We start from the raw sequence: 25,623 nt of genomic DNA on the forward strand, positions 1-25,623 counted from the left end.
GCCTAGGTTGAGAATTTCCTGACCGCCAAAGGTTTAGAAAAGTTGCCGGCGCCGCGACGAACGGCGAGCACGGTTCAACTGTCCAGGGCGCGGTGGTTCAAGCGTTTGGCGGCGTACATGGCCTGGTCGGCGTGGCGGAACAGTTGCTGTTCTTCGCTGCCGTGTTCGGGATAGCGGGCGACGCCGATGCTCGGCTGGATGTGCAGGTTGTGGCCGTCCAGGCGCATGGGTTGCACCAGCACGTGTCGGATCTTTTCCGCCACGCCGTCGGCATCGTCGGCGGCGTGGACGCTGTGCAGCAGCACGATGAACTCGTCGCCGCCGATCCGCGCCACCGTGTCGGTCTCGCGCACGCAGCCCTTGAGCCGGTTGGCCACGGTCTGCAGGAGCATGTCGCCGACGGCATGGCCCAGCGAGTCGTTGACCTGTTTGAAGCGATCCAGATCGACATACAACAGCGCCATGTACCCCGACTGCTCCCGGGCACAGGCCAGGGCGGCCTTGAGCCGCTCGCGCAGCAGTTCTCGGTTGGGCAGTTGGGTGAGCTGATCGTACTGCGCCATGTGCCGCAGGCGGGCGTGCAGTTGCTGGCGCTCGATGGCCGTGGCGATCTGCGCGCAGACGTATTGCAGCAGTTCCTTGTCCCGCTCGGTGTAGCGCTCGCCGCCGGGTAAGCTCTTGACGATCAGCGCGCCGATGGTGCCGTTCTTCGAGTTCAGCGGCACGCCCAGCCAGCACGGGCCATGTTGCCCGGCCACCAGTTCCTCGAACCCCGCAGGCGTGTCGGCGCTGTCGGGCGTCAACAGAATCGGCTGCCCGGTGCGGATCACCTCTGCGCACAGGCGCCCGGTCACGGTGCCGGGCTGCTCCGGTTGACGTTCATCGTCGACGACGTGATAGGGAAAGTTCAGCTGCGCGCAGTGCTCGTCATACAGCGCCACGGAAAAATTCAGCGCCGGCAGCCACTCGCCGATGATCAGGTGAATGCGCTTGAACAGCGCCAGCAAATCTTCGGCCGCGTGGGCCGCTTCGGAGATCGCATAGAGCGCCGCCTGCCGGGACTCGGCCTGCTTGCGCTCGGTGATGTCCCGCGCCACGGCGATGCGCAGTTGGTCGACCTCCGACCAGCGCGCCGACCACAGGATGTGCACCACGCTGCCGTCCTTGCGCACGTAGCGGTTCTCGAAGTTGTGCTTGGGCTCGCCGCCCATGATCTCGCGGGCCGCCGCCAAGGTGCGCTCGCGGTCGGCCGGGTGGACGAAGTCGATCATCGCCTGGCCGATCAGTTCGTCTGGCAGATAGCCCAGGATCTGCTCGCAGGCGGCGCTGACAAAAACGAAACGGCCCTGTTTATCCACCGCGCAGACGGCGTCCAGCAACAGATCGATGTAGCTCGCCAGCGGCGCGGAGTTTCGGCTTTCCATGGTTCGGCGTAGGTGTCCGGACAATACAGCACTGATCAACCGTCCCTGACCTGGCTACTGCGCATCCTTGCGTTCGGTTTCAAGCCTTGTTCGGCATCAGCCCCGGCAACGCATGCACCAGCGCGTTGACGGCGAAGCCGATGAACATCACCCCGCACAGCCGGGTGATCGCCAGCTCATGGCGTTGATACAGCGTGCGCACCTGACGGGCGCCGACGATGCCGATGAGGATAGCGTAGGCCAGCAGGCCGCCCAGGAAACTCAAGGCGATGAGCATCGGCAGCATCGACCAGTTGAGCAGCTCGGCGCGGCTCGACAGCAGCGCGGTGAAGGTCGCCACCGCCACCGGGTAGGCCTTGGGGTTGGTCAGGCCGAACAGGATGCCGTGCCAGAACGGCTGGCGCGCCGCGCCCTGGGGCTGATCGCCGTTGCTGCGCCGGGCCCGCACCGCACGCCAGCCGAGCCAGAACAGGTACAGGCCGCTGAGCACGCCGAGCACGTCGAACGCCGTGCTGCCGATTTCCCGGGCGCCGACGATGGCGATCAGCGCGGTGCTGCACCACACCACATCGCCCAGCAGGTGCCCGCACAGAAACCCTGCCCCGGCCCGCCGCCCGCGGGCCGCGCCGATGCCGAACACCGCGAGCACGCCAGGCCCAGGCGTGATGCCGTAGATGAATCCCGAGGCCAGCACGGCCATCAGCAACGATGAAGTCATGGAAAAACCTGCAAGCGCCGGAAAACGTGGCCGCCAGTCTATCCCAGCGTTCGGCGAATATTCACGGTTCGTTGAAAAAACGCATGCCCGCGTAGGGCTTTTGCCGACATGCGGCCAACCGCGAAGCCAGGTCGCCGACATGGGCTTCGAGCTTGTGGCCGTCCGGGTCGAGAAAGTAGAACGACGCACCTTCGCTGCGGTTGTCCCGCCATTCCCGCACGTTCGCGGCACGGAGCCTTTGCACGAACGGCAGGAAATCGGCCTCGTCGAGGCCGAAGGCGTAATGGGTGTAGTCGGCGGCGGGCTCGGGATTGCGCTCAGGATCCAGCGACAGGCACAACCACAGGCCCGGCAGCGACAGGTAGGCCCCGGCGTCCCAGGTGGCTTCGGCGCGCAGGCCCAGCACATCACGGTAGAACGCCAGGCTGCGCTCAAGGTCGGTGACCGCAAGGGTCAGATGATTGAGCCCGGTGAGCATCGGTTCAGTAACCTCGCAGGTCTTCGGGGACGGTGTACTGCCGGCCGTCGTAGCTCAGGGTGATTTGGGTGGCGCCCAGTTCCGTGGTGCTGGACACGCACGCCTGGCCCGACTTGACGGTCTTCAGTTGCGTGCCTTTGGTGGTCACGATCAGGTCGGAGAACCCGTGGTGGGTCTGCGGCCCGACCTCAAGGGTGCGGCGCAGCGTCTTGCCCTCGCCTTCGCAATTGGCCATCCACTCGCCGCTGTTCTTGTAGACCACCAGCCCCTCAAGCACCGGCCGCAGCTTGTCGCCCTCGCGGACATACAGCGCCAGATCGGTTTTCTCGTAGGGGTTGGCCCGGGAGCTGTGGCCGAAACTGGAACGCAGCCCGAACGCCCGCACATCCGTCGCCAAGCGGTAACGGGCGGTATCGATCTTGAGGTCGTCGAAACTGATGGCATCGGAGTTGAAGGCGCCGGGTTTGACGTAGGTGACCAACGGCTTGAGGCTGGAGGCGTTGACGACTGACAGTTCCAGGTCGAACACGCCGTCCTGGCTGCCGTCCGCATCCGGCACGAACGAGGACTTGGCGGAAATCGCCTGATTCGCGAACGCCGGCCAGATCTTGCAGCGGGACAGGGAGTGGCCGTTGAAGGGCTTGGTTTCGCAGGCGGCCTGGGCTTGGGCGGTGATGGCCAAAAGGCCGAGGGCGATGAAAAGTCGGGTTGGAGTCAGCATGGGTCTTCCTTGAAAAAGTCGTGTATCAGGCATCCGTCAGACGCCTTTGAAACCTGCGGGCAGCACATAGGACTTCCCGTCGTACCGAAGCGTGGTGAGGACGGGTTTGCCCGTCGTGGTTTTCAACTCGCACGTCTGCGGCTCGCCCTCACCGACAAGCCCTGTGGTGACCGATTTCACGATTAGGTCGGCGTAACCGTGAGAACGGGTCTGACCGATTTCAAGGGTGCGAACCGTACCCGCACGCTCACCTGCACAGTTGCCGTCCCACTCACCGCCGAAGTCGGAGACGACGAGACGATCCAGCACCGGGCGCAACTTGTCACCCTCCTTTACATACAGGGTCAACCAGGTTTCTTCCATCGGATTGACGCGGGAGGAGCCCTTGAAGCTGGCCCTGACACCAAACGCGCGAAGTTCAGGGGTAAGCCTGTACCTGGCGGTATCGAGATCAACGGCACTCAACGCAAAGGCGTCAGACATGAACGCAGCGGGTTGACGGTAAGTGGCAATCGGCTCAGAACGACCGGTCGATAGCACGGCCAAGCTCAAATCGTAGCTTCCGACCCGATCGTTTTTGCCGTACACCGGATCCGGCTCAAACGTTGAAACGGCAGAGAGCGTCAGACCGGGGTAGGCCGGCCACGCCTTGCAAACGGAAAAATCCAGCGATCCCGTTACCGGTTCAGGCGCGCAGTCCGCGAACACTGTCCCTGCCATCAGCCCACCGCTAAGCGCCACGCAGCCGATCCAACCCAACTTCACTGTCACGTCCCGCTCCTTGATGAATATCAGCCGCGCACTATCCCCTCCCCGATCCGCCGATTCAACCAGTTCAACGCCTGATCCCCACCCCGCCGCCCATGCCACGCCAGCACAAAGGTGAACGGCGCGATCTCGAACGGCGGCGGCACGACGGCCAGCGATGTGCGGTCGATCCCGCCCAGCGCCCGTGAAGCCACAGTCAGGATCAAGTCGGTGCCGGCGATCAACTGCGGGGCGACGCTCCAGTGCGGCAGGCTGACGGCGACGCGGCGGCGTTCGCGCAGGGCCGTCAGGGTGCGTTCGATTTCCGGGGTGCCGCTGCCGCGCATTTCCAGCAGGACGTGGGGACGGGACAGGTAGGTCGGCAGGTCGAGCACGCCGTCGGCGGGCAGGCTTCGGCGGTCGAGCAGGCAGGCGTAGCGCTCTTCGAACAACGGCGTGCAGCGCAGTTCGCCGGGCAGGTCGGGGAAGACGCCGGCGGCGACGTCGATGTCACCGTTGAGCACGCCTTCGAGCATGCCTTCGCGGCTGGCGTGGCAGATCTGCAGGTCGATGCCCGGCGCTTCGTGGCGCAGGGTGCGGATCAGGTCCGGCAGGATGATCGCCGCGCCGTAGTCGGACATGGCGACACGGAAGGTGCGCCGGGCGCTGGCAGGGTCGAAGGCATTCGGCGCCAGCAGCGCCTGCACCTGCGCCAGGGTCTCGGCCAGCGGCGCCGCCAGTTCAAGGGCCCTGGCCGTGGGCGCCAGGCCGGCGCCGGCCCGCACCAGCAGCGGATCGCCGAGGAGGTCGCGCAGACGGGCCAGCGCATGGCTGACCGCCGGCTGGCTCAGGTGCAGGCGCTCGGCGGCACGGGTCACGTGGCACTCGATGAGCAAGGCGTCGAGGATCACCAGCAGGTTGAGGTCGACGCGGCGCAGATCATTCATTCGATGCATGCTCCGAATAGCAAAACGGAATTTAAATCTGCGCGACGAATACCCTACAGTCCAGCGAAACCTTGCCGGAGAAAGACCCATGGGAACCTTGCAGTGGGCTGGACTGTTGCTGTTGGCGGCGCTCGCCGGCGCCGTGGTGCCGTTTCAGAGTGCGTTGAACTTCAACCTGGCGCGGGGCCTGGGGCACCCGCTGTGGGCGACGATGGTGTCGCTGGTGGTGAGCGTGCTGGTGTTGTTGCCGGTGATCGTCGCGCTGCGCCTGCCGCTGCCGTCGCTGACGCAGACGGGAATGCCGCCGCTGTGGATGTGGACCGGCGGGGCGTTCGGGGTGTGTTTCGTCGGGCTGGCGGTGGTGCTGCTGCCCAGGCTCGGCGCCTCGGGTTTTGTGGCCCTGGCGCTGGCCGGGCAGGTGGTTTCGTCGATGATGCTCGATCACTTCGGGCTGTTCGGTCTCGTCCAACGGCAGGTGACGCCGGCACGAGCGGTGGCCGCCCTGCTGCTGATCGCCGGCGTGGCGCTGATGCAGTTCAGCGCCGCTCCGGCGAAAAGCCTCAACGATGCGCCTCGGGACGATTTCGGCCAAACAACGCGAGGGCAATAATGTTTCCGACTGGGCCCTTGTCCGCACGTTTGAAGTGCTGCAACCGAAGTGAGCATCGCCGTTGCCGCCATCCAGCGGCAACGGCACCGACTCAACCCTTATCGAGCGTGCGCAGCTTCTGCGGCAACCCCCACAGCAGCAATGCCGCCGCGATCAGTGCCGCCACACCGATGACATACAGCGCCGGGGTGGTGCTGCCGGTCAGGTCCCTGATCCGTCCGACCATCACCGGGCTGACGATGCCGCCGAACTGCCCCAGCGTGTTGATCACCGCGATCCCGCCCGCCGCCCCGGCGCCGGCACCTGCCAGCAACTTGGGCGGCAACGTCCAGAAGCTCGGGATGGAGGCGATGATGCCGGCGCCGAGCAGGCCCAGGGCGACGATCAGGAACGTGGTATGGCTGGCGAAGATCCCCGCGCTGAAGAACCCGATGGCGCCGACGGTCACCAGCCCGGCGACGAACTTGCGCCGCTCGCCGGTGGCGTCCGACAGCCGGCCGATCACCACCATGCTGATGGCCCCGCAGATGTAGGGAACCGCAGTCAGCAGGCCGATCATCACCGGGCTTTCGGTGCCGGCGCTGCGGATCAGTTGCGGCGCCCAGAAGTTCAGGCCGTAGGACGCGACCTGGATCAGGAAGTAGATCAGGCCCAGTGTCAGGAAACCCGGGATCTTCAGCGCCGCCAGCAACGACCCGCCGCTCTTGTGTGGTTCATGCTGGGCGATGCGGCTGGCGAGCAGGCTCTTTTCGTCCGCCGTCAGCCAGGGCGCGTCCTCGATGCGGTCCTTGAGCAATGTCAGCACCAGGAAGCCGAGGCCCACGCACGGCACGCCACCGAGCAGGAACAGCCAGTGCCAGCCGCGCATCTGCAGCACGCCGTCGAGGTGCTCCAGCACCAGGCCGGAAAACGGCGCGCCCACCAGCCCGGCGAACGCCGAGGCCAGGAACAGCATCGAGGTGATGCGCCCGCGAAAATGCTGCGGGAACCACAGCGTCAGGTAATACAGCACGCCGGGGGCGAAACCGGCCTCCATCGCACCGATGAGAAACCGCAGCGCGTAGAACTGCCATTCGCTGGTGACGAACACCATCAACGCGGTGGCAATGCCCCAGGACATCATGATCCGGGCGATCCAGCGCCGTGCGCCGACCTTGTACAGCATCATGTTGCTCGGCACTTCGAACAGCACGTAACCGACCACGAACAGCCCGGCGCCGAACCCGTAGGCGGTGTCGCTCAGGCTCAGGTCGGCCTGCAGCTGGAACTTGGCGAAGCTGATGTTGATGCGGTCGAAAAAGGCGAACAGGTAACAGACCATGATCAGCGGCATCAGGCGCCAGGCGACCTTGCTGACCAGGGCTTTTTCGGCATCGTGATTGACGGACGGGCTCGCGCCCGCCTCCATGACGTTGAGGCTCATAAGTATTCTCCAGGCGGACTGCCGGGGGCGTCCGATTGTTTTTGTTGTCTGGCGGTTGAAATGCTTTTTGAAACGGAGGGGCCACTGTCTTGGCCCCCTCCTGCGGCGCCCGGTCTGACGTCATCGCCAGCAGGCTGGCTCCGACCGTGCCGGGGGCGGACGCAGAACCTGTGGGAGCCGGCCTGCTGGCGAAAGCGTCAGTCGGGGTCGCTCACACAGGGCAAGGCGCCTGTCACGAGGGAACCGGATGCAGGTCGCAATTGCGCCCGGCCTTGGCCAGTTGGCCGGGAATGTCGTGGCCCAGCAGCGCCGGCAAACCTCGGGACAGTTTCAGCAGCAGCGGCAAGTCGATGCCCGTCGCAATGCCGACCTCGTCGCAGAGGTTCACCAGATCCTCGGTGCAGATGTTGCCCGACGCGCCCGGCGCGAACGGACAGCCGCCCAGCCCGCCGAGCGCCGCATCGAAGCGCCGGGCCCCGGCCTCGTAGGCCGCCAGCACGTTGCACAGGCCCAGGCCGCGGGTGTTGTGGAAATGCAAGGTGAGGTCGGCCGCCGGCACCCGTTGCAGCACCCGCCGCACCAAGCCGTCCACCTGCCGGGGGTTGGCCATGCCGGTGGTGTCGGCCAGGGTGATGCCGCGGATGCCGAGTTCCTGATAGGCGTCGACGATCCGCAGCACCCGGTCCTCGTCTGTCCGGCCTTCGAACGGGCAACCGAACGCGGTGGCGATACTGCCGTTGAGGCCCGTACCGGAGCCGCTGGCGAACGCCACGGTCTCGGCGAACGCCGCCAGCGAGGCTTCGCAGCTCATGCGCATGTTCGCCAGGTTGTGGGTCTGGCTGGCGGACATCACCAGGTTCAGCTCGTCCGCCCCGGCCGCCAGGGCACGCTGTGCGCCTTTGAGGTTGGGAATCAGCGCAACGTAGGTCACGCCGGGCCGGCGAAGGATGCCCTTGAACACCTGCTCGCCGTCGCGCAGGGCCGGAACGGCGTTGGGCGAGACGAAGGAGCCGGCCTCGATGCGGCTGAAACCGGCCAGGGACAGTTGATCGATCAGCGCGATCTTGTCTTGGGTCTCGACCCAGGTCGGCTCGATCTGCAGCCCGTCCCGGGGCGAGACTTCCTGGACGATGAGGCGTTGCGAAAAGTCCGTGATCATTGCACCACCTTCTGGGCTTTGAGGCGTTCGATGTCCGATGGCGCCAGGCCGAGCCCGGCGAGGATGGCGTCAGTGTGCTGACCGAGCGCCGGGCCGGACCAGTTCACCGCGCCGGGGGTCTGCGAGAGCTTGGGCACGATGCCCGGCATCTTCACCGTAGCGCCGCCGGGCAGTTCGGCGTCGAGCAGCATGTCCCGCGCCCGGTAATGCGGGTCGGCGACGATGTCGGCCACCGAATAGATGCGTCCGGCGGGCACTTCGGCGGCCTCCAGCACGCTCAGCACATCGTCGATCGGCAAACTGCTGGTCCAATGGGTGATGGCCGCGTCCAGCACGCCGCTTTTCGCCGCCCGCCCGTCGTTGTGGGCGAACTCGGGGGCATCGGCCAGGTCCGCACGGCCGATCACCTGCATCAGGCGCCGGTAGATCGGGTCGCTGTTGCCGGCGATCACCACATAGGCGCCGTCGCCGGTGAGGTAGGTGTTGGACGGTGCGATGCCCGGCAAGGCGCCGCCGCTGCGTTCGCGGACATGGCCGAGCATGTCGTACTCCGGCACCAGGCTTTCCATCACGTTGAATACGCTCTCGGCCAACGACACATCGACGACCTGACCGCCGCCCTGCCCGGTCTTGACCCGCAGCAGCGACATCAGCGCGCCGATCACCGCGTGCAGCGAAGCCAGCGAATCGCCCAGGCTGACCCCGACCCGCGCCGGCGGCGAACCGGGGCTGCCGGTGGTATAGCGAATGCCGCCCATGGCCTCGCCGATGGCGCCGAAGCCCGGGCGGTCACGGTAGGGGCCGGTCTGGCCGTAGCCGGAGATGCGCACGAGGGTGAGATTGGGGTTCAGCGCCTGGAGCACGTCCCAGCCCAGCCCGAGTTTCTCCAGGGCGCCGGGGCGCAGGTTTTCGATGATCACGTCGGCGTCCTGCGCCAACCGCTTGACCAGGTCGATGCCCTCGGTGGACTTGAGGTTCAGCGCCAGGGATTTCTTGTTGCGCGATTGCAGGTACCACCACAGCGACGTGCCTTCGTGCAGCTTGCGCCATTTGCGCAGCGGATCGCCCTGTCCCATGGCTTCGATCTTGATCACCTCGGCGCCGAACTCGGCGAGCATCCGCGCGGCAAAAGGCGCAGCGATCAGCGTGCCGATCTCGATCACTTTGATTGCACTCAAGGGGGCGGTCATCGCAGGTTACCTCTTGTTCTTGGAATTGCGGCCAAGGCTAGAGGAATGCCGAAGGATGAATCCAACCTTCACTCGGCAAGGGGCGTTCGCCAAATGCGAACGCTCGGTGAATGTGGGAACGACGGTACAGCTCTGCCCGTCATCGCCAGCAGGCGAGTTCCCGCGGTATTGCCCGCTGCATCGGCTTGCCCGGATGGAAACCTCAGCCCTGCCCGCGCAGATGCTCGAACAGCATCCGGCTCACCGGCGACAGCGCCGCCTCGTCCCGCGCCACGAGGATCAGTGCCCGGTCCGACCACTCATCGCTCAACGGCACAGCCCGCAATCCCAACGCCCGGCCGAACAGTTCGTAGGCGCGCTGCGGCAGGATGCCGATGCCCATGTTGGCCTGCACCATCCGGCACACCGCGTCGAACCCCGGCACATGAATGCGGATGCGCAGCACTTTGCCGGCCTGGCGCGCGGCGGCGTGGGTGCGCATGTTGATCGAGCTGGCGGCGTGCAGGCCGACGTAATCGTTGTCCAGGGTGTCGGCGAACGCGACGGATTCGCGGGCGGTCAGCGGATGTTCTGGCAGCGTCACCACCACCAGGCGGTCGCGGCGGTACAGCACGCTCTGCAGCCCCTTGATGTCGCTGTCGCAGGAACAGATGCCCAGGTCCGCGACGCCGTCGAGCACTCCCTGGATCACGCCCGCGCTGGGCCTCTCCTCCAGGTCGGTCTTGATCTGCGGGTGCGATCCGGAGAAGTCGCGCAGGTCTTCGGGCAGGAACTGGATGATCGCCGACAGGTTGGCGAGCATCCGCACATAGCCGCGCACGCCATGGCTGTGCTCGCCCAGCTCCAGGCCCATCTTCTCGACGTTGAACAGCATCTGCCGGGCGTGGTGCAGCAAGGTCTCGCCGGCCGGCGTCAGGGTCATGCCCTTGGCCTGGCGCACGAACAGGCTGATGCCCAGCGCCTCTTCCAGCTCCATCAGACGCTTGCTCGCCGCCGACACGGCGATCGCCTCGCGGGCGGCGGCGCGGGTCAGGGTGCCCTCTTCGTGGACAGCGACGAACAGGTGCAGGGTGATCAGGTCGAGGCGGCGGATCAGGCTCTTTTGCAGCATGCAAGACTCGGCGGTGACGGCGCGGGCGAGTCCGCAGCATAACGCCGTTCGCCCGCGCCGTGCCCGCCTCAGAATGCGTTGCGGAAAATCTCCTCGATCTGCCGCTGATCCGCCGCCCGCGGATTGGTGAAGCCGCACGCGTCTTTCAGGGCGTTGGCGGCGAGCACCGGGATGTCGGTGCATTTGGCGCCCAGGTCGCGCAGGCCACCGGGGATCTCGACGTCCTTGGCCAGGCAGCGGATCGCGGCGATGGCCGCTTGAGCGCCCTCCTCCGGGCTGAAGCCGCGGATGTCCGCGCCCATGGCGTGGGCCACGTCGGTGAGGCGGTCGGCGCACACCAGCGCGTTGAACGTCTGCACATGGGGCAGCAGCACGGCGTTGCAGACGCCGTGGGGCAGATCGTAGAAGCCGCCCAACTGGTGCGCCATCGCGTGCACGTAGCCCAGCGACGCATTGTTGAACGCCATGCCGGCCAGGAACTGCGCGTAGGCCATGTTCTCCCGCGCCGCCAGGTCGCTGCCGTCGCGCACCGCCAGGCGCAGGTTGTTGCTGATCAGGGTCATGGCCTTGAGCGCGCAGGCGTCGGTGATCGGGTTGGCGGCGGTGGACACATAGGCTTCGATGGCGTGGGTCAGCGCGTCCATGCCGGTGGCGGCGGTCAGGCCCTTGGGCATCGCCACCATCAGCGCCGGGTCGTTGACCGACAGCAGCGGTGTGACGTTGCGGTCGACGATGGCCATTTTCACGTGGCGCGATTCGTCGGTGATGATGCAGAAGCGGGTCATCTCGCTGGCGGTGCCGGCGGTGGTGTTGATCGCGATCAGCGGCAGCTGCGGCTTGGCGGAGCGGTCGACGCCTTCGTAGTCGCTGATGTGCCCGCCGTTGGTCGCGCACAGGGCGATGCCCTTGGCGCAGTCGTGGGGCGAGCCGCCGCCCAGGGACACCACGAAATCGCAGCGGCCGGCCTTGAGCATCTCCAGCCCCGCCTCGACGTTGGCAATGCTCGGGTTGGGCTTGGCGCCGTCGAAGGTCACCGAGTCGATGTCCTGCATCGCCAGTTTCTCGGCGATCATCTGCGCCACGCCGGCCTTGGCCAGGCCGGCGTCGGTGACGATCAGCGCCTTGCGCAGGCCGTAGTTGCGGATCGCGCCCATGGCGTCGTCCAGGCAGCCGCTGCCCATGATGTTGACGGCGGGAATGAAGAACGTGCTGCTCATGAACGGGTCTCCTGACAGGGGGCGAACCGGTTGCTCCGATCCGGCGGATGCGCACAGGATCGACCGAACGGTCACGGCCGTTGTTGATCTGGCTCAATGCCCGCTCGTGATAAAGTCGCCGCCCATCTGCCCCTTTGTTTGAGACCTGCCCTGCAATGACCGATTTTCTGGATGTCGACGACCGCCTCGAAGACTGGAACGCCCTGCGCGACACTGTGGCCTTCGGCGGCCTGCTCACGGGCAACGGCGCCAGCCGCGCGGTGTGGGACGACTTCGGCTACGACTCGCTGTTCGAGAACGCCCGCACGGTGGAAGAGAAACCGCTGGGTGCGTCCGAGCTGGCGGTCTTCGACGCCCTGCAGACGCGCAGCTTCGAGCAGGTGCTGGGCGCGCTGAAGACCACCAGCCGGGTGAACAAGGCCCTGGCGGTCAGCTCGGCGGCGCCGCGCAACCGCTACTACGCGATCAAGGAAGCGCTGATCAACACGGTGCACGCGGTGCACATCCCCTGGCGCCTGGTCGAGGCCTCGACCCTGGCGGCGCTGGGCGAGGAACTGGCCCGCTACCGCACGGTGTTCACCACCAACTACGACCTGCTCGGCCACTGGGCGGTCCAGCACGGCGGCGAGGCCGTCGACGACCTGTTCAACGGCCCCGACGCCGGGTTCGACCTGTGCGCGAACGCCACGCACAAGCCACGCCTGCTGTACCTGCACGGCGGCCTGCACCTGGTGCGCAACCAGGACGGCACGGCGCGCCGGCTGGCCTCGACCGAAGGCACGCTGCTGGGCCAGTTCGCGATCAACAACACGATCAAGACCCTCGACGACGTGCCGCTGATCGTCAACGAAGGGCCGGTGGCGGACAAGCTCAAGACCATCCGCAGTTCGGACTACCTGTCGTTCTGCCTGGACCAGTTGCAGCGGCACAGCGACAACCTGTGCCTGTTCGGCCATGCCCTGGGCGAGCAGGACGCGCACATCGTCCGCGCCCTGCGCCTGGCCCAGCCCAAGGTTCTGGCGATCTCGGTCTACCCGCGCAGCAGCGCGTTCATCCAGCACCAGAAGCGCCATTACGCCAGGCTGTTCGAGGGAACCGCGACCGAACTGCGCTTCTTCGACGCCAAGAGCCATGCGTTGGGGAATCCGAAGCTGTCGGTGCCGGTCGAGGTTTAGCGGCGGACCATCGGACGCCATCGCTGGCAGGCCAGCTCCCACAGGAGACCGGTGCTGCACGCCTGCCCATGCAGGCGTCAGCCAAACCGGCCGGTCACTCTTCGGCGCTGTGCACCACCACCAGCAACTGCGCCTGCTCCTCGCCCACCGAGCGGATCCGGTGCGGCTTCTGCGCGTTGAAGTGCAGCGCGTCGCCCTTCTCCAGCAGCACCCGTTCGGTCATGAAATCCACTTCCACCCGGCCTTCGTGGACGAACAGGAATTCCTCGCCCAAGTGTTCCTTGAAGGTTTTGTCGGTGAACTCGGCGGGCGGGTAGATGATGAACGGCAGCAGGCTGCGCTCGCTCACCTGATGGGCCAGCACCGCGTAGCCGTGGCTGTGGTCGTTGGCGGCCAGCGACTGGCGCTCGTGGCTGCGCACCAGGCTGTAGCTGTCGAGGCTGACGTTGTCCTCGGAGAACAGTTCCTCGACCTTCACGTTCAGCGCCTTGGCCAGTTTCAGCGCGGCGGCGATCGACGGCGTGTTGAGCCCGCGCTCGACCTTCGACAGATAACTCTTGGTCATGCCGGACTTCTCGGCCAAGGCCTCCAACGTCACGCCAAGTTTTTTTCTCAATAATTTCAAACGGATAGACATGCGAAGCGATTAATCCATCAAGGAAACGGCGATTATTCCTTGCCAATGACACAAAGTGTCATATAGCCTCTTTAGTGTCATTTGCAGTCACCCACGACCTTGCGAGCAGCGGAGCGACAGCAAACCCGACGTCCGTTGAACCACCCGAAGGACACCGATATGGCCAAGACATTAGCACTACCCAAAGAGCAGCTGGTCAAGCAGGCGCTGACGCAGATGCAGAACACCCTGGCGGATAATACGTGGACAGACCGGCAAAAGCTGGCCCTGACCTGCCGCATCCTGTTCGAGAACGGCCACGATGCCGGCCTCGCCGGGCAGATCACCGCCCGCGGGCCGCAGCCCGGCACTTACTGGACCCAGCAACTGGGCCTGGGTTTCGACGAGATCACCGCAGGCAACCTGCTGCTGGTCAACGAAGACCTGGAAGTGCTCGAAGGCCACGGCATGGCCAACCCGGCCAACCGTTTCCACAGTTGGGTGTACCGCGCCCGGCCGGACGTGAACTGCATCATCCACACGCACCCGACGCACATCGCCGCCCTGTCGATGCTGGAAGTGCCGCTGGAGATTTCCCACATGGATCTGTGCCCGCTGTACGACGACTGCGCCTTCCTCGAAGGCTGGCCGGGCGTGCCGGTGGGCAACGAAGAAGGCGAGCTGATCGCCGGCGCCCTCGGCGACAAGCGGGCGATCCTGCTGTCGCACCACGGCCAGTTGTCCACCGGCGCCACCATCGAGGAAGCCTGCGTGATCGCGCAACTGATCGAGCGCGCCGCCAAACTGCAACTGCTGGCGATGGCGGCCGGCACCGTCAAGCCGATCATCCCGGCGCTGGGCCGCGAAGCCCATGACTGGGTGTCCAAGCCCAAGCGCCATGCCGCCGCCTTCAACTACTACGCCCGGCAGAATCTGCGCCAGCACGCCGATTGCCTGAACTGAAGCCCCTTTTCACGGAGTCACCCCCATGTCCAAGACCGACATTCACGGCATCATCGGCTACACCGTCACCCCGTTCGGCGCCCACGGCGAAGGCCTCGACCTGCCGGCCCTCGGCCGCTCCATCGACCGGATGATCGACAGCGGCGTCCACGCCATCGCCCCGCTGGGCAGCACCGGCGAAGGCGCCTACCTGAGCGACGCCGAGTGGGACCAGGTCGCCGAGTTCAGCCTCCGCCACGTGGCCAAGCGGGTGCCGACCATCGTCAGCGTGTCCGACCTGACCACCGCCAAGGCCATCCGCCGCGCCCGCTTCGCCGAAGCCCACGGCGCCGACGTGGTGATGGTGCTGCCGGCCTCCTACTGGAAGCTCAGCGAAGCGGAGATCCTCGCCCACTACCGCGCCATCGGCGACAGCATCGGCGTGCCGATCATGCTCTACAACAACCCGGCCACCAGCGGCACCGACATGTCGGTGGAGCTGATCCTGCGCATCGTCGACGGCGTGGAGAACGTGACCATGGTCAAGGAGAGCACCGGCGACATCCAGCGCATGCACAAGCTGCAACTGCTCGGCGAAGGCCGGGTGCCGTTCTACAACGGCTGCAACCCGCTGGCCCTGGAAGCGTTCGCCGCCGGGGCCCGAGGCTGGTGCACGGCGGCGCCGAACCTGATCGCGCAGCTCAACCTGGACCTGTACGACGCCACCCTGGCGGGCGACCTGGCCAAGGCGCGGGAGCTGTTCTACCGCCAGTTGCCGCTGCTGGACTTCATCCTCAAGGGCGGCCTGCCGGCGACGATCAAGGCCGGCCTGCGCGAGACCGGGCTGGAGGCCGGTGATCCGCGCCTGCCGGTGTTCCCGCTGAGCGAGGCCGGACGCACGCAACTCAAGGCGCTGCTCAAGCACCTGCGCTGATCCCGCCGCTCCTGCAGGAGCGAGCCTGCTCGCGACGGCACCTTCAAGGCCGCCATCGCGGGCAAGCCCGCATCAGCGGTTCAGAGAACCGGCCGCGCCTTGTCCTTGACCGTCTTCGAAGGCCCGTTGGCCTTGACGCTGGCGATGCCCTTGTCGCACGCGGCATTGGAGGAATAGGCCTCGCTGCTGCCGATGACCTGGTGATTGGCGGCCTTGAGGTTGAAGTACGGGTGGCCGTCCTTCGTCGATTTTCGCTCGTAGCGCTCATCCAGCGGACTGTTCGCCTGCACCGCCGCGATGCCGGCCTGGGCCGCCGCGTGCGTGGTGTAGAGCTCGCTGGTCAAAATGATCTCGGCGTTGGCGGCCTTCAGGACGAACCTGAACTGACCATTGCTGCTTTTGCTCAATTCGTACCATCCGGACATGTTCCTGCTCCCGTCGATTGGACTTCCGACAGTAAAGACCCTTTGCGCGGTTCAGCCAGTGGACGGCCGGTGTCGTTTGCCAACATGACAAATAGCAATCGTTCTCGATATCATTCGCGCCTTTCTGCGCCCCCGCTCCGTCGAGAAGGATATCCATGTCCCGCCCAACGCCCGATCCTCTGCCGGTGGATTCATTTCGCCGGTTCTACAGGGACATCCTGCATTACCTGCACAAACGCACGGACAACCCCAGCGACGCGGCGGACATGACCCAGGACGTCTTCACCCAGTGGCTCGACTACCGCGACCGGGCCCAGGTCGAGCAGCCGCGGGCGTTCCTGTTCCAGATGGCGCGCAATCTGCTGCGCGACCACTGGCGGCGGCAGAAAGTGCGACATATCATCCAGCCCGCTCACGAGGCCGACCCGGAGCCTGTGGCCGACGAACGCCAGGATCCGATGGCCGCCGCGCAACGCCAGCAGCGCCTGGAACAGCTCAAGGCGGTGTTGGGCGAACTGTCGCCGCGCCGGCGCGAGGCACTGATGCTGCACCGCTTCGAAGGCCTGAGCCAGGCGCAGATCGCCGAGCGCATGGGCATCTCGCTGAGCATGGTGGAGAAACACATCGCCTGTGCGCTGTTGCACTGCAAGCAACGCCTGGATCACGACAACGGCACGGAGCAGCCTCAATGAACCTCCCTCACGATTTGACCGTCGGCCCGGCGGGCGAGAGCGTCGACGCGCAAGCCGCCGCTTGGTTCACGCGCAACCGCCGGCAACCGGGCCCCGCCACGCGCCGGGCATTCGAGTGGTGGCTGCGCGAGCCCGAACACGCCAAGGCCTATCAGGCATTCGAAGCGCTGTGGGCCGACCTGGAAGGGGTGCGCCCTCTGCACCGCCCGGCAACCCTGGCGCCGCGAAAGCCCGCCAGCCGATGGCGTCCGGCGCTGGCGACGGCGGCGGCGTTGCTCTGTGCCGTGCAGGCCTTGCCGTTGGGCACGTCCCACACGGTGCTTCATCAACAGATCGCCACGCAGTCCAAGGACAGGCGCACCCTCGAACTGCCGGACGGCAGCACGTTGTCGGTCAACGCCAACACGCAGCTGCGCATCGAGTTCGACAGCCAGCAGCGCCGGCTCATCCTCGACCGCGGCCAGTTCTATGTGGACGTGGCGCCGGACAAGGAACGGCCGCTGTGGGTGCAGGCCGGCGACGCGACCGTGCGGGTGGTCGGCACCGGCTTCGATGTGCGGCGCAGCGATGCGCAAGTAGTGGTGAGCGTCGCCCACGGTCAGGTGGCTTTCGCGCCGGCCAACCGGGCGCCGCTGCTGCTCGGTGCGCAGCAGCAAGCCGCGGTCGATCTGGCCGACGGCGCCGTGCGCCAGCAGACCCTGGCCGACGGCCAGGTGGCCGACTGGCGCACCGGGCATCTGTCGTTCCGCAACCGCGAGCTCGCCAGCCTGGTGGACGAGCTGAACCTCTACCGCCCGCACCCTGTGCTGCTGGCCAACGCCAGACTGGGGCAGATCAAGGTCTCCGGCCATCTCGACACCCAGGATCCGGACGCCCTGGTCAACGCCCTGCCCGCCTTGATTCCGGTGAAGGCCGTGCCACTGACCGACGGCCGCATCCGCCTGGAAAACCGCTGACGGCATCTCACATGAGAATATTTTGCATTCGCATGTGAGGTTTTTTTCGCCTGTCCCGTCTTCCTCCGGTCTGCGTTCCGAACGCAGGCCTTTCCGGCCCTTTTGCCGCTTTGGGGGATTCCATGTTTCGCGTGCTTTCGCCGTACCCGCTCACCTGCCTTCGACCGACCCTGCTCGCCGCCTGCCTGGCGTTCAGCGTTCAGGCCCATGCCAACAACCTCAGCCTGCATCTGCCGGCGCAGCCGCTGGCCGCCTCGCTGAGCCAGATCGCGCAGCAGGCCGGGATCCAGTTGCTGTTCGATGAAGCGCAGCTGCGCGACCTCAAGGCCCCGGCCCTCGACGGCGAATACAGCGCGGAAGCCGCCATCCGGCAATTGCTGGAAAACAGCCCGTTCGGCCTGATCAAGGTCAACCAGACCTATGTGGTGCGCCCTCAAGAACCCGTGGCCAGCAGCGGCGACGGGATCCAGCTCGATGCCCTGAGCGTGATCGGCAGCGGCACCGAGGTCGATTCCGGCACGGTTGGCCGCTCGACCCTGACCCAGGCCGACATCGACCGCCGCCAGCCCGCCAACATCCCCAGCCTGCTCGCCACCCTGCCGGGCGTGAGCATGGGCGGGTCGATGAAACCCGGCGGCCAGACCATCAACATCTGGGGCCTGGGCGACGCCGAGGACGTGCCGCTGACCGTCGACGGCGCCACCAAGAGCGGCTTCGAGCGCTATCAGCAGGGCACGATTTTCATCGAGCCGGAACTGATCAAACGCATCGAGGTGGAAAAGGGCCCGCACTCGGTGCTCACCGGCAACGGCGGCTTCGGCGGCACCGTCCACATGGAAACCAAGGACGCGCCAGACCTGCTGCAGGAAGGTCGCAACAGCGGCGCGATGGTCAAGTACGGCTACGCCAGCAACGACCATCAGCAGACCTACAGCGGCGCCGCGTTCGGCCGCACCGAGGACGGCCGCGCCGACGCGCTGGTGTACCTGACCCGGCGCGACGGCGGCGACATGAAGCTGGCCGGCACCCCGCCCGACCCGGACAACCAGTACCCGATCAACCCCAAGCGCCTGCCCAACAGCGCCCAGGACCTGGACGGCCAACTGCTCAAGTTCAACCTGCACCTGGACGACGAGCACAGCGTGGGGCTGTCCTACTCGCGTTCGCAAAGCGAGCGCTGGACTCCGTTCTCGTCCGCCAGCTACCCGACGCCGCCGACCTGGTCCAACATCAAGCAGTACGGCTACGACAAGGCGCTCAAGCGCTTCCTGGCCAACCGCGAAACCGTCGACACCACCTGGTCGGCCAAGTACCAGTACCAGCCGCTGGACAACCGCCTGATCGACTTCAAGCTCAGCTACTCGGAGTCCAACACCGACCAGACCGATGAACGCGACGCCACGGCGTTCTTCCAGACCTCCACCGGCGGACGCAAGATGGACACCGCCTACAAGGACCGCATCGTCGAGGCCAGCAACGTCAGCCTGTTCGAGACCGGCCCGCTGGCCCATGCGTTCACCACCGGCGTGCAACTGCGCCGCCACAGCCGCGACACCGAAATGTGGATGCCGGGCAAGGCCTACGAGGTGCCCAAGTACAACGGCGGCCGCTTCCAGCCCAGCTTCATGCCACAGGGCAAGGTCGACACCAACAGCGTCTACTTCCAGGACGCCATCACCCTGGGCGACTTCACCCTGACCCCGTCCCTGCGCTACGACCATGTGCGCAACCGCGGCGAAGCCAACGAAGCGCCGTACTACAACAACCCGGATCCGGCCTTCGGCCATGACTACAGCGACCGCACCTACACCGGCTGGTCGCCGCGCCTGTCGGCCTTCTGGCGGATGACCCCGGACGTCGGCTTCTTCGTCGACTACAGCAAGACCTGGCGCGCGCCGGTGATCGACGAACAGTACGAAGTCCAGGGCCTGGGCAGCCGCACCGCCACCAGCGTCGACCTCGACCCGGAACGCATCACCGGCTGGCGCGCCGGCAACATCAGCCATTTCGCCGGCGTGTTCACCGACCACGACAACGTGCAGGTGCGCACCACCCTGTTCCGCAACAAGATCGACGACGAGATCTTCAAGGCCACCGGCATCGGCTGCGAGAACCAGGCGATCAAGGGCGGCAGCATCTCCACCGACTGCAAAGGCATGGGCCCGATGGGCAACTACCGCAACATCGGCGGGGTGACCATCAAGGGCTTCGAGGTCGAGAGCTTCTATGACTCGACGTACCTGTTCGGCTCGCTGTCCTATTCGTGGATGACCGGCAAGCACGAGGGGGCCTACACCAACCCGTGGGGGCCGGACGTCTGGGCCCGGGACATTCCGCCGGCCAAGTGGGTGGCGGTGCTCGGCGTGAAGATCCCGTCCTGGGACGCCCAGGTCGGCTGGCAGGGCGAGTTCGTGCGCCAGACCGACCGCCTGCCGAGCGACAAGTACGGCTCCGGCAAGAACACCGTGGGCGATGTGTTCTACGACCAGTACGACAACGACCGCTACAACGTGCAGGGCCTGTTCGCCAACTGGAAACCGCAGCAGCCTTACCTCAAGGGCACCGAGGTGAACCTGACGGTCGACAACCTGTTCAACGAAGACTATCGCCCGGCCCTCAGCGGTGACCGCGCCTACAGCCAGGGGCGCAACGCCAAGGTGAGCGTGACGCGGTTCTTCTGACCCGCTCCGGCGGCGCCCTTGCGGGCGCCGGCCTGCTGGCTACCGCAAGGACGAGGCCCGTCGGCTACAGGGTGATCCGGGTGCCCAGCAACCCGAGGAAACCGGCCAGCCAGTGCGGATGCGCCGGCCAGGCCGGGGCGGTGGCCAGGTTGCCCTGGACATGGCCCTCGGTCACCGGGATGTCGATGTAGGTGCCGCCGGCCAGACGCACCTCCGGCGCACAGGCCGGGTAGGCGCTGCACTCGCGCCCCTCCAGAACGCCCGCCGCCGCCAGCAGCTGCGCCCCGTGGCACACCGCCGCGATCGGCTTGCCGGCCTGGTCGAAGGCGCGCACCAGTTCCAGCACCTTCTCGTTCAGCCGCAGGTATTCCGGCGCACGGCCGCCGGGGATCAGCAAGGCGTCGTAGTCCTTGGCCTGGACCTTGGCGAAATCGAAGTTCAGGGCGAACAGGTGACCGGGTTTCTCGCTGTAGGTCTGGTCGCCTTCGAAATCATGGATCGCCGTGCGCACCGTCTTGCCCGCCGCCTTGTCCGGACACACGGCATGCACGGTGTGACCGACCATCTGCAGGGCCTGGAACGGCACCATCACTTCATAGTCTTCGACGTAGTCGCCGACCAGCATCAGGATTTTCTTTGCGGCCATGGCCCGGACTCCTCAGGTAAATGCACAGGAACCTACAAGGTAGACCGGATCCGCCGCCTCTGCGGATATGTGGCCTGCAGCCGAACTGTACCGACCATTCTGCCGCCAGCTGTAAGCGCCAAACCCGGCGGTTTGTGGCTAGATGAACCCACCTCCCTGCCACCTTCCTAACCGGTCGCCAACATGTCCTCCCGCGAAAACACCGGCATGGCCCTGGGCCTGCTCGGGGTTGTGATCTTCAGCCTCACCCTGCCCTTCACCCGGATCGTGGTGCAGGAACTGCACCCGCTGCTCAACGGCCTGGGCCGCGCCTTGTTCGCGGCGGCCCCGGCGGCGTTGCTGCTGTTGTGGCGACGGGAAAAGTGGCCGACCTGGCGTCAGGTCAAAGGCCTGAGCCTGGTGATCGCCGGCGTGATCCTGGGCTTTCCGGTGCTGTCGGCCTGGGCCATGCAGACCTTGCCGGCGTCCCATGGCGCGCTGGTCAACGGCCTGCAGCCGCTGTGCGTGGCGCTGTACGCCGCGTGGCTGTCCCACGAGCGGCCGTCGAAGGCCTTCTGGGCCTGCGCGGCCCTGGGCAGTGCGCTGGTGCTCGGCTACGCGCTGCTCAGCGGCGCCGGCAGCATTCAGGCCGGCGACCTGCTGATGCTCGCCGCCATCGCGGTGGGCGGACTGGGCTACGCCGAGGGCGGCCGGTTGGCCAAGGAGATGGGCGGCTGGCAGGTGATCTGCTGGGCGCTGGTGCTGTCGACGCCGCTGCTGGTCGGCCCGGTGCTGTACCTGGCGCTGCAGCATCAGGGCGCGGTGTCGGCCAAGACCTGGTGGGCGTTCGGCTACGTCGCGCTGTTCTCGCAGTTCATCGGCTTCTTCGCCTGGTACGCCGGCCTGGCCATGGGCGGCATCGCCCGGGTCAGCCAGATCCAACTGCTGCAGATCTTCTTCACCATCGCGTTTTCGGCGCTGTTCTTCGGCGAGCACGTGGAACCGGTCACCTGGGTGTTCGCCTGCGGGGTGATCGCGACGGTGATGCTCGGGCGCAAGACGGCGGTGCAATCGAAGGTGGGGGCCACTGCCTAGGTTTTGGCCGGCGGTGATTTGACTGACCCCATCGCCAGCAGGCTGGCTCCCACATTGTTTTGCAGTGGCCGCCGTTTCGGCATTCAACCGAGAACCCTGTGGGAGCCAGCCTGCTGGCGATGACGTCAGCCCAGGCCCCCAAAACTCAGGTCAGGCCAGGTAGCCGTCGGCGCGCAGCAGGGTTTCCAGGCAGTGTTCGCTGATGTGGTAGAACGCCTTCAGTTCCTGGATCTTCTCCAGCAGCCGGGCCGGGTCCGCCGGTTCGGCGCGCTTGACCGCCAGGATCATCTTGTTCTTGTTGGTGTGCTCCAGCGAAATGAATTCGAACACCTTGGTCTCGTAGCCGCAGGCCTCCAGGAACAGCGCGCGCAGGCTGTCGGTGACCATTTCCGCCTGCTGTCCCAGGTGCAGGCCGTATTGCAGCATCGGCTTGAGCAGCGCCGGGCTCTGGATCTGCAGGCGGATCTGCTTGTGGCAGCACGGCGAGCACAGGATGATCGACGCCCCGGAGCGGATGCCGGTGTGGATCGCGTAATCGGTGGCGATGTCGCAGGCATGCAGGGCGATCATCACGTCCAGCTCGCTCGGCGCCACGCTGCGCACGTCGCCGCACTTGAACGCCAGCCCCGGGTGCTCCAGCTTCTGCGCGGCGGCGTTGCACAGGTCGACCATCTCTTGGCGCAGCTCGACGCCGGTGACCTCGCCCTCGGCCTTGAGGGTGTTGCGCAGGTAGTCATGGATGGCGAAGGTCAGGTAGCCCTTGCCCGAACCGAAGTCCGCCACCCGTACCGGTTTGTCCAGCGCCAGCGGCGACGAGGTCAGCGCATGGCTGAACACTTCGATGAACTTGTTGATCTGCTTCCACTTGCGCGACATCGCCGGGATCAGCTCGCCCTGGGCGTTGGTCACGCCCAGGTCCTTGAGGAACGGCCGGTTCAGTTCGAGGAAGCGGTGCTTCTCGCGGTTGTGGCCGGCGGTCGGAACTTCGCGCAGTTGCTGGGGCTTGCTCATGAACAGCGAAGGCTTGCCCTTCTTGCTGTATTCGAGCTGGGCCTCGTCGGTCAGCGTCAGCAGGTGCGCGTTCCTGAACGCCTCGGGCAGCAGACCGGCGACCGCCGCCACGCCGTCGGCCAGGGCCAGGTTCTTGGTGATGTCGCGGGTCTTGTAGCGGTAGACGAAGGACAGGCTCGGCTGGCCCTTGACCGTCACCGGCTTGACGATGACCCGCTGCAGGTCCGCCTCGTCGCCGACGTACCGGGCCAGCACCAGTTTGATGAAACCGTTCTGATCGAGGCTGGTTTGCAGCAGGCCGATGAACCTGGCGTGCTGATCGGGGGCGGAAGCGGCGGTGACGGACATGCGGAAAACGGCCTCGGACGGGGCAAATCGGAAATGGCGCACAGTTTAGGGGGGATGGGCGCCGGGGACACGCAGTTATTTGCCCAACGGCGTTCTTTTGGCCTACCCCAGCACCACCAGGCGGTTCGGCAACTCGTTGCGCACCTGGGTCACCGGCACATGCACCTTGAGCAATTCGCCGCAGGCCTCGATGCACGCGACGAATCCCTGCAATGTCTGCCCCTGGCGCACCTGCTCGGTGAACGCTGCGACGATCGCATCCCAACTGCGGTTGTCCAGCCGGCGAGAGATGCCTTCGTCCACCAGGATCTCCACATAGCGCTCGGCCTCGCAGACGAAGATCAGCATCCCGGTGCCGCCCACCGTGTGGTGCAGGTTCTGCTCCAGGAACTGCCGGCGCGCCAGGTTCGACGCCCGCCAGTGGCGTACCCGGCGCGGCACCAGGTGGGTGGTGACCTTGGGCAGGCGGAACACCAGGCACAGCACGATGAACACGCCCCACTGCACCACAAGCAGGCTGCGCAGGGTCAGCCAGCCGGTGAAGTAATGCACGACGCCCGGCAGCACCAGCGCCAGCAGGCTGGCCCACAGCAGCGGGACGTAGGCGTAGTCGTCGGCGCGGGCGGCCAGCACCGTCACCAGTTCGGCGTCGGTCTCGCGCTCGACCCGGGCGATCGCCTCGGCGACCTTGCGTTGTTCGTGTTCGGTCAGTAGTGCCATGTCGTGAAATGCCCAGTCTTATTGTTGTGTCACCAGCCGCCGGACGATCCGCCGCCGCCGAAACTGCCCCCGCCGCCGCTGAAGCCTCCGCCCCCGCCGCCACCGAAGCCGCCACCGCCGAAACCGCCGCCCGATCCCCCGGAACCGCCCCGGCCGGCGGGAAGGATACCGAGCATCTGGCAGACAAAGACAGTCAGGATGAACAACATGACGAGAAACACGAACAGGGTCGGATGGCGGGAGACGAAATCGTCCGCCGGATCCCCGGCCGGTTCGTACACCGTCGACGGTTCGTCCAGCGGATTGCCGCCCAGCACCACCAGCATCGCCGCCACGCCGTCGCTGATGCCCTTGCTGAAGTTGCCGGCCTTGAAGGCCGGCGTGATGACCTGATGGATGATCACCGAACCCTGGGCGTCGGTCAGCCGATCCTCCAGCCCGTAGCCGACCTCGATGCGCAACTTGCGCTCGGCGCGGGCGACGATCAGCAGCGCGCCGTTGTTCTTGTCTTTCTGGCCGATGCCCCAGTGCCGGCCGAGCTGGACGCCGAAGTCTTCGATGGTGTCGCCCTGCAGGTCCGGCAGCGTGACCACGACCACCTGCTCGCCGGTGGCCTGCTCGTGGGCCTGCAGCTGCTGGCTCAACTGGGCGCGCACCGACGGCTCGATCATCTGCGCCTGATCCACCACCCGCCCAGTCAGGGCCGGGAACGAAAGTTCGGCCAACGCGCTGCCGGCCAACAGCCACAGCGTCAGCGCCAGACCCGCCTTCAGCATGCGCATGGCCGGCCCCGGATCAGAACTTCACTTCCGGCGCCTTGTCCGCGCCGGGGCTGGTGGCCTCGAAGGTCTCGCGCACCGGCAGGTCGCTGTACATCACCTTGTGCCAGAGCAGGCCGGGGAAGGTGCGGATCTCGGTGTTGTACTTCTGCACCGCCAGGATGAAGTCGCGCCGGGCCACGCTGATGCGGTTCTCCGTGCCTTCGAGCTGGGACTGCAAGGCGAGGAAATTCTGGTTGGCCTTAAGGTCCGGGTAGCGTTCGGACACCACCATCAGCCGGCTCAAGGCCCCGCTGAGCTGATCCTGGGCCTGCTGGAACTGCTTGAGCTTCTGCGGATCGTCAAGGGTGTTGGCGTCGACCTGGATCGAGGTGGCCTTGGCCCGCGCCTCGACCACGGCGGTCAGGGTCGCTTCCTCATGCTTGGCGTAGCCCTTCACTGTCTCCACCAGGTTGGGGATCAGGTCGGCGCGCCGCTGGTACTGGTTCTGCACCTGGCCCCAGGCGGCCTTGGCCTGTTCGTCGAGGGTCGGGATGTTGTTGATGCCGCAGGCGGTCAACAGCGTGGCCAGCACCAGCAAGGTGGCGACCTGCAAACGCGAACGGTGGGCGGGACTGACATTCATCGCACGGGTGCTCCCTGGCGCATTCCATTAAAAGGCGATCGCGAAACATTCTCGGCGGGCTCTTGGGGCATAATCGCCCGCACCACTGGATTGCCGCAGGCCGATGGGCTACAAAGAGGCCCTGCGCGATCGCGTCGCCGAACACCGGCGACGTTTTTTCGGCTGTCGTTTTTTCAATCAGCACCCGAACAACAATAGTCGCTCCCTAAATTTTGGCTGGCCGGCATCGCATTGCCGTTTAGGCCCTTGAGAAA

The 25,623-nt window shown here is 66.1% G+C and carries 26 protein-coding genes; 8 read left to right on the forward strand and 18 right to left on the reverse strand.

Features of this window, described 5'->3' with window-relative positions; genetic code table 11:
- Window positions 1-74: 74 nt before the first annotated feature.
- From CAG33_RS05390 to CAG33_RS05415, 6 genes are all read right to left on the reverse strand, one after another.
- On the reverse strand, window positions 75-1,424 hold the full coding sequence (locus CAG33_RS05390; protein WP_085585202.1) for a bifunctional diguanylate cyclase/phosphodiesterase: 1,350 nt from the start codon (window positions 1,422-1,424) through the stop codon (window positions 75-77).
- 79 nt (window positions 1,425-1,503) lie between these two features.
- Entirely contained in the window at window positions 1,504-2,142 is a 639-nt protein-coding gene (locus CAG33_RS05395; protein WP_085585204.1) for a LysE family translocator, read from the reverse strand.
- A gap of 61 nt (window positions 2,143-2,203) precedes the next feature.
- Complete coding sequence (fos, locus tag CAG33_RS05400; RefSeq protein ID WP_085585207.1) at window positions 2,204-2,620, reverse strand: fosfomycin resistance glutathione transferase; 417 nt, start codon at window positions 2,618-2,620, stop codon at window positions 2,204-2,206.
- A 4-nt stretch (window positions 2,621-2,624) separates the two neighbouring features.
- The gene (locus CAG33_RS05405; RefSeq protein WP_085637261.1) at window positions 2,625-3,341 is read right to left on the reverse strand and encodes a hypothetical protein; all 717 of its coding nucleotides are present in this window, start codon (window positions 3,339-3,341) and stop codon (window positions 2,625-2,627) included.
- Window positions 3,342-3,377: 36 nt separating this feature from the next.
- Window positions 3,378-4,112, reverse strand: coding sequence for a hypothetical protein (locus CAG33_RS05410; protein WP_085585211.1), 735 nt, complete (start codon window positions 4,110-4,112; stop codon window positions 3,378-3,380).
- A 20-nt stretch (window positions 4,113-4,132) separates the two neighbouring features.
- On the reverse strand, window positions 4,133-5,044 hold the full coding sequence (locus CAG33_RS05415) for a LysR family transcriptional regulator (protein WP_170929957.1): 912 nt from the start codon (window positions 5,042-5,044) through the stop codon (window positions 4,133-4,135).
- A 79-nt stretch (window positions 5,045-5,123) separates the two neighbouring features.
- Between CAG33_RS05415 and CAG33_RS05420 the strand changes: the two genes are divergently transcribed.
- Window positions 5,124-5,645, forward strand: coding sequence for a DMT family transporter (locus CAG33_RS05420; protein ID WP_085637267.1), 522 nt, complete (start codon window positions 5,124-5,126; stop codon window positions 5,643-5,645).
- Between the two features lie 91 nt (window positions 5,646-5,736).
- Here CAG33_RS05420 and CAG33_RS05425 read toward each other — a convergent pair whose 3' ends face one another.
- The 5 genes from CAG33_RS05425 to yiaY form a co-directional block, all read right to left on the reverse strand.
- Window positions 5,737-7,068, reverse strand: coding sequence for an MFS transporter (locus tag CAG33_RS05425; protein ID WP_085585217.1), 1,332 nt, complete (start codon window positions 7,066-7,068; stop codon window positions 5,737-5,739).
- A 232-nt stretch (window positions 7,069-7,300) separates the two neighbouring features.
- Window positions 7,301-8,227 carry a hydroxymethylglutaryl-CoA lyase gene (locus tag CAG33_RS05430; RefSeq protein WP_085632222.1) on the reverse strand — a complete coding sequence of 309 codons (927 nt, stop codon included), beginning with the start codon at window positions 8,225-8,227 and terminating at the stop codon, window positions 7,301-7,303.
- Window positions 8,224-9,417 (reverse strand): CaiB/BaiF CoA-transferase family protein, encoded by a 1,194-nt coding sequence (locus tag CAG33_RS05435; RefSeq protein ID WP_085585221.1) that lies wholly within the window; start codon window positions 9,415-9,417, stop codon window positions 8,224-8,226. Before CAG33_RS05435 ends, CAG33_RS05430 begins: the two co-directional genes overlap by 4 nt.
- A gap of 202 nt (window positions 9,418-9,619) precedes the next feature.
- Window positions 9,620-10,528, reverse strand: a complete 909-nt coding sequence (locus tag CAG33_RS05440; protein ID WP_085585223.1) for a LysR family transcriptional regulator — start codon at window positions 10,526-10,528, stop codon at window positions 9,620-9,622.
- 68 nt (window positions 10,529-10,596) lie between these two features.
- Window positions 10,597-11,745: an L-threonine dehydrogenase gene (yiaY, locus tag CAG33_RS05445; RefSeq protein WP_085632218.1), complete on the reverse strand. Its 1,149-nt coding sequence runs from the start codon at window positions 11,743-11,745 to the stop codon at window positions 10,597-10,599.
- A 155-nt stretch (window positions 11,746-11,900) separates the two neighbouring features.
- Between yiaY and CAG33_RS05450 the strand changes: the two genes are divergently transcribed.
- On the forward strand, window positions 11,901-12,920 hold the full coding sequence (locus CAG33_RS05450) for a DUF4917 family protein (RefSeq protein ID WP_085585227.1): 1,020 nt from the start codon (window positions 11,901-11,903) through the stop codon (window positions 12,918-12,920).
- Between the two features lie 94 nt (window positions 12,921-13,014).
- Here CAG33_RS05450 and CAG33_RS05455 read toward each other — a convergent pair whose 3' ends face one another.
- Window positions 13,015-13,557, reverse strand: coding sequence for a helix-turn-helix domain-containing protein (locus tag CAG33_RS05455; protein WP_085585229.1), 543 nt, complete (start codon window positions 13,555-13,557; stop codon window positions 13,015-13,017).
- 159 nt (window positions 13,558-13,716) lie between these two features.
- On the opposite strand from CAG33_RS05455, the gene CAG33_RS05460 reads away from it, so the two are divergent.
- Together CAG33_RS05460 and CAG33_RS05465 are read left to right on the forward strand one after the other, a co-directional pair.
- Window positions 13,717-14,499 carry an aldolase gene (locus tag CAG33_RS05460; protein ID WP_085585231.1) on the forward strand — a complete coding sequence of 261 codons (783 nt, stop codon included), beginning with the start codon at window positions 13,717-13,719 and terminating at the stop codon, window positions 14,497-14,499.
- A 25-nt stretch (window positions 14,500-14,524) separates the two neighbouring features.
- Window positions 14,525-15,412, forward strand: coding sequence for a dihydrodipicolinate synthase family protein (locus tag CAG33_RS05465; protein ID WP_085585233.1), 888 nt, complete (start codon window positions 14,525-14,527; stop codon window positions 15,410-15,412).
- Between the two features lie 80 nt (window positions 15,413-15,492).
- Here CAG33_RS05465 and CAG33_RS05470 read toward each other — a convergent pair whose 3' ends face one another.
- Window positions 15,493-15,837 (reverse strand): YegP family protein, encoded by a 345-nt coding sequence (locus tag CAG33_RS05470; protein WP_085585235.1) that lies wholly within the window; start codon window positions 15,835-15,837, stop codon window positions 15,493-15,495.
- A gap of 155 nt (window positions 15,838-15,992) precedes the next feature.
- Here CAG33_RS05470 and CAG33_RS05475 point away from each other — a divergent pair, with 155 nt between their 5' ends.
- From CAG33_RS05475 to CAG33_RS05485, 3 genes are all read left to right on the forward strand, one after another.
- On the forward strand, window positions 15,993-16,529 hold the full coding sequence (locus CAG33_RS05475) for an RNA polymerase sigma factor (RefSeq protein WP_085585237.1): 537 nt from the start codon (window positions 15,993-15,995) through the stop codon (window positions 16,527-16,529).
- Window positions 16,526-17,485 carry a FecR domain-containing protein gene (locus tag CAG33_RS05480; protein WP_085637270.1) on the forward strand — a complete coding sequence of 320 codons (960 nt, stop codon included), beginning with the start codon at window positions 16,526-16,528 and terminating at the stop codon, window positions 17,483-17,485. Before CAG33_RS05475 ends, CAG33_RS05480 begins: the two co-directional genes overlap by 4 nt.
- A gap of 122 nt (window positions 17,486-17,607) precedes the next feature.
- Complete coding sequence (locus CAG33_RS05485; protein ID WP_085637273.1) at window positions 17,608-20,166, forward strand: TonB-dependent receptor; 2,559 nt, start codon at window positions 17,608-17,610, stop codon at window positions 20,164-20,166.
- A 64-nt stretch (window positions 20,167-20,230) separates the two neighbouring features.
- Here the strand turns inward: CAG33_RS05485 and CAG33_RS05490 are convergent, their stop codons facing one another.
- A complete protein-coding gene (locus CAG33_RS05490) occupies window positions 20,231-20,812 on the reverse strand; it encodes a DJ-1/PfpI family protein (protein WP_085632208.1) in 582 nt (193 codons plus the stop codon).
- Window positions 20,813-20,995: 183 nt separating this feature from the next.
- On the opposite strand from CAG33_RS05490, the gene CAG33_RS05495 reads away from it, so the two are divergent.
- The gene (locus tag CAG33_RS05495) at window positions 20,996-21,886 is read left to right on the forward strand and encodes a DMT family transporter (protein WP_085585245.1); all 891 of its coding nucleotides are present in this window, start codon (window positions 20,996-20,998) and stop codon (window positions 21,884-21,886) included.
- Window positions 21,887-22,036: 150 nt separating this feature from the next.
- Here the strand turns inward: CAG33_RS05495 and CAG33_RS05500 are convergent, their stop codons facing one another.
- From CAG33_RS05500 to CAG33_RS05515, 4 genes are all read right to left on the reverse strand, one after another.
- Window positions 22,037-23,245, reverse strand: a complete 1,209-nt coding sequence (locus tag CAG33_RS05500; RefSeq protein WP_085632204.1) for an SAM-dependent methyltransferase — start codon at window positions 23,243-23,245, stop codon at window positions 22,037-22,039.
- Window positions 23,246-23,347: 102 nt separating this feature from the next.
- Entirely contained in the window at window positions 23,348-23,965 is a 618-nt protein-coding gene (locus CAG33_RS05505) for a TPM domain-containing protein (RefSeq protein WP_085585249.1), read from the reverse strand.
- Window positions 23,966-23,994: 29 nt separating this feature from the next.
- Window positions 23,995-24,747 carry a YgcG family protein gene (locus CAG33_RS05510; protein ID WP_085632202.1) on the reverse strand — a complete coding sequence of 251 codons (753 nt, stop codon included), beginning with the start codon at window positions 24,745-24,747 and terminating at the stop codon, window positions 23,995-23,997.
- Between the two features lie 13 nt (window positions 24,748-24,760).
- Entirely contained in the window at window positions 24,761-25,369 is a 609-nt protein-coding gene (locus CAG33_RS05515; protein ID WP_085581747.1) for a LemA family protein, read from the reverse strand.
- Between the last annotated feature and the right edge of the window lie 254 nt (window positions 25,370-25,623).

It is taken from the genome of Pseudomonas sp. B3(2017), assembly GCF_002113595.1.
In the GTDB taxonomy this organism is placed as follows: Bacteria; Pseudomonadota; Gammaproteobacteria; order Pseudomonadales; family Pseudomonadaceae; genus Aquipseudomonas; species Aquipseudomonas ekonensis.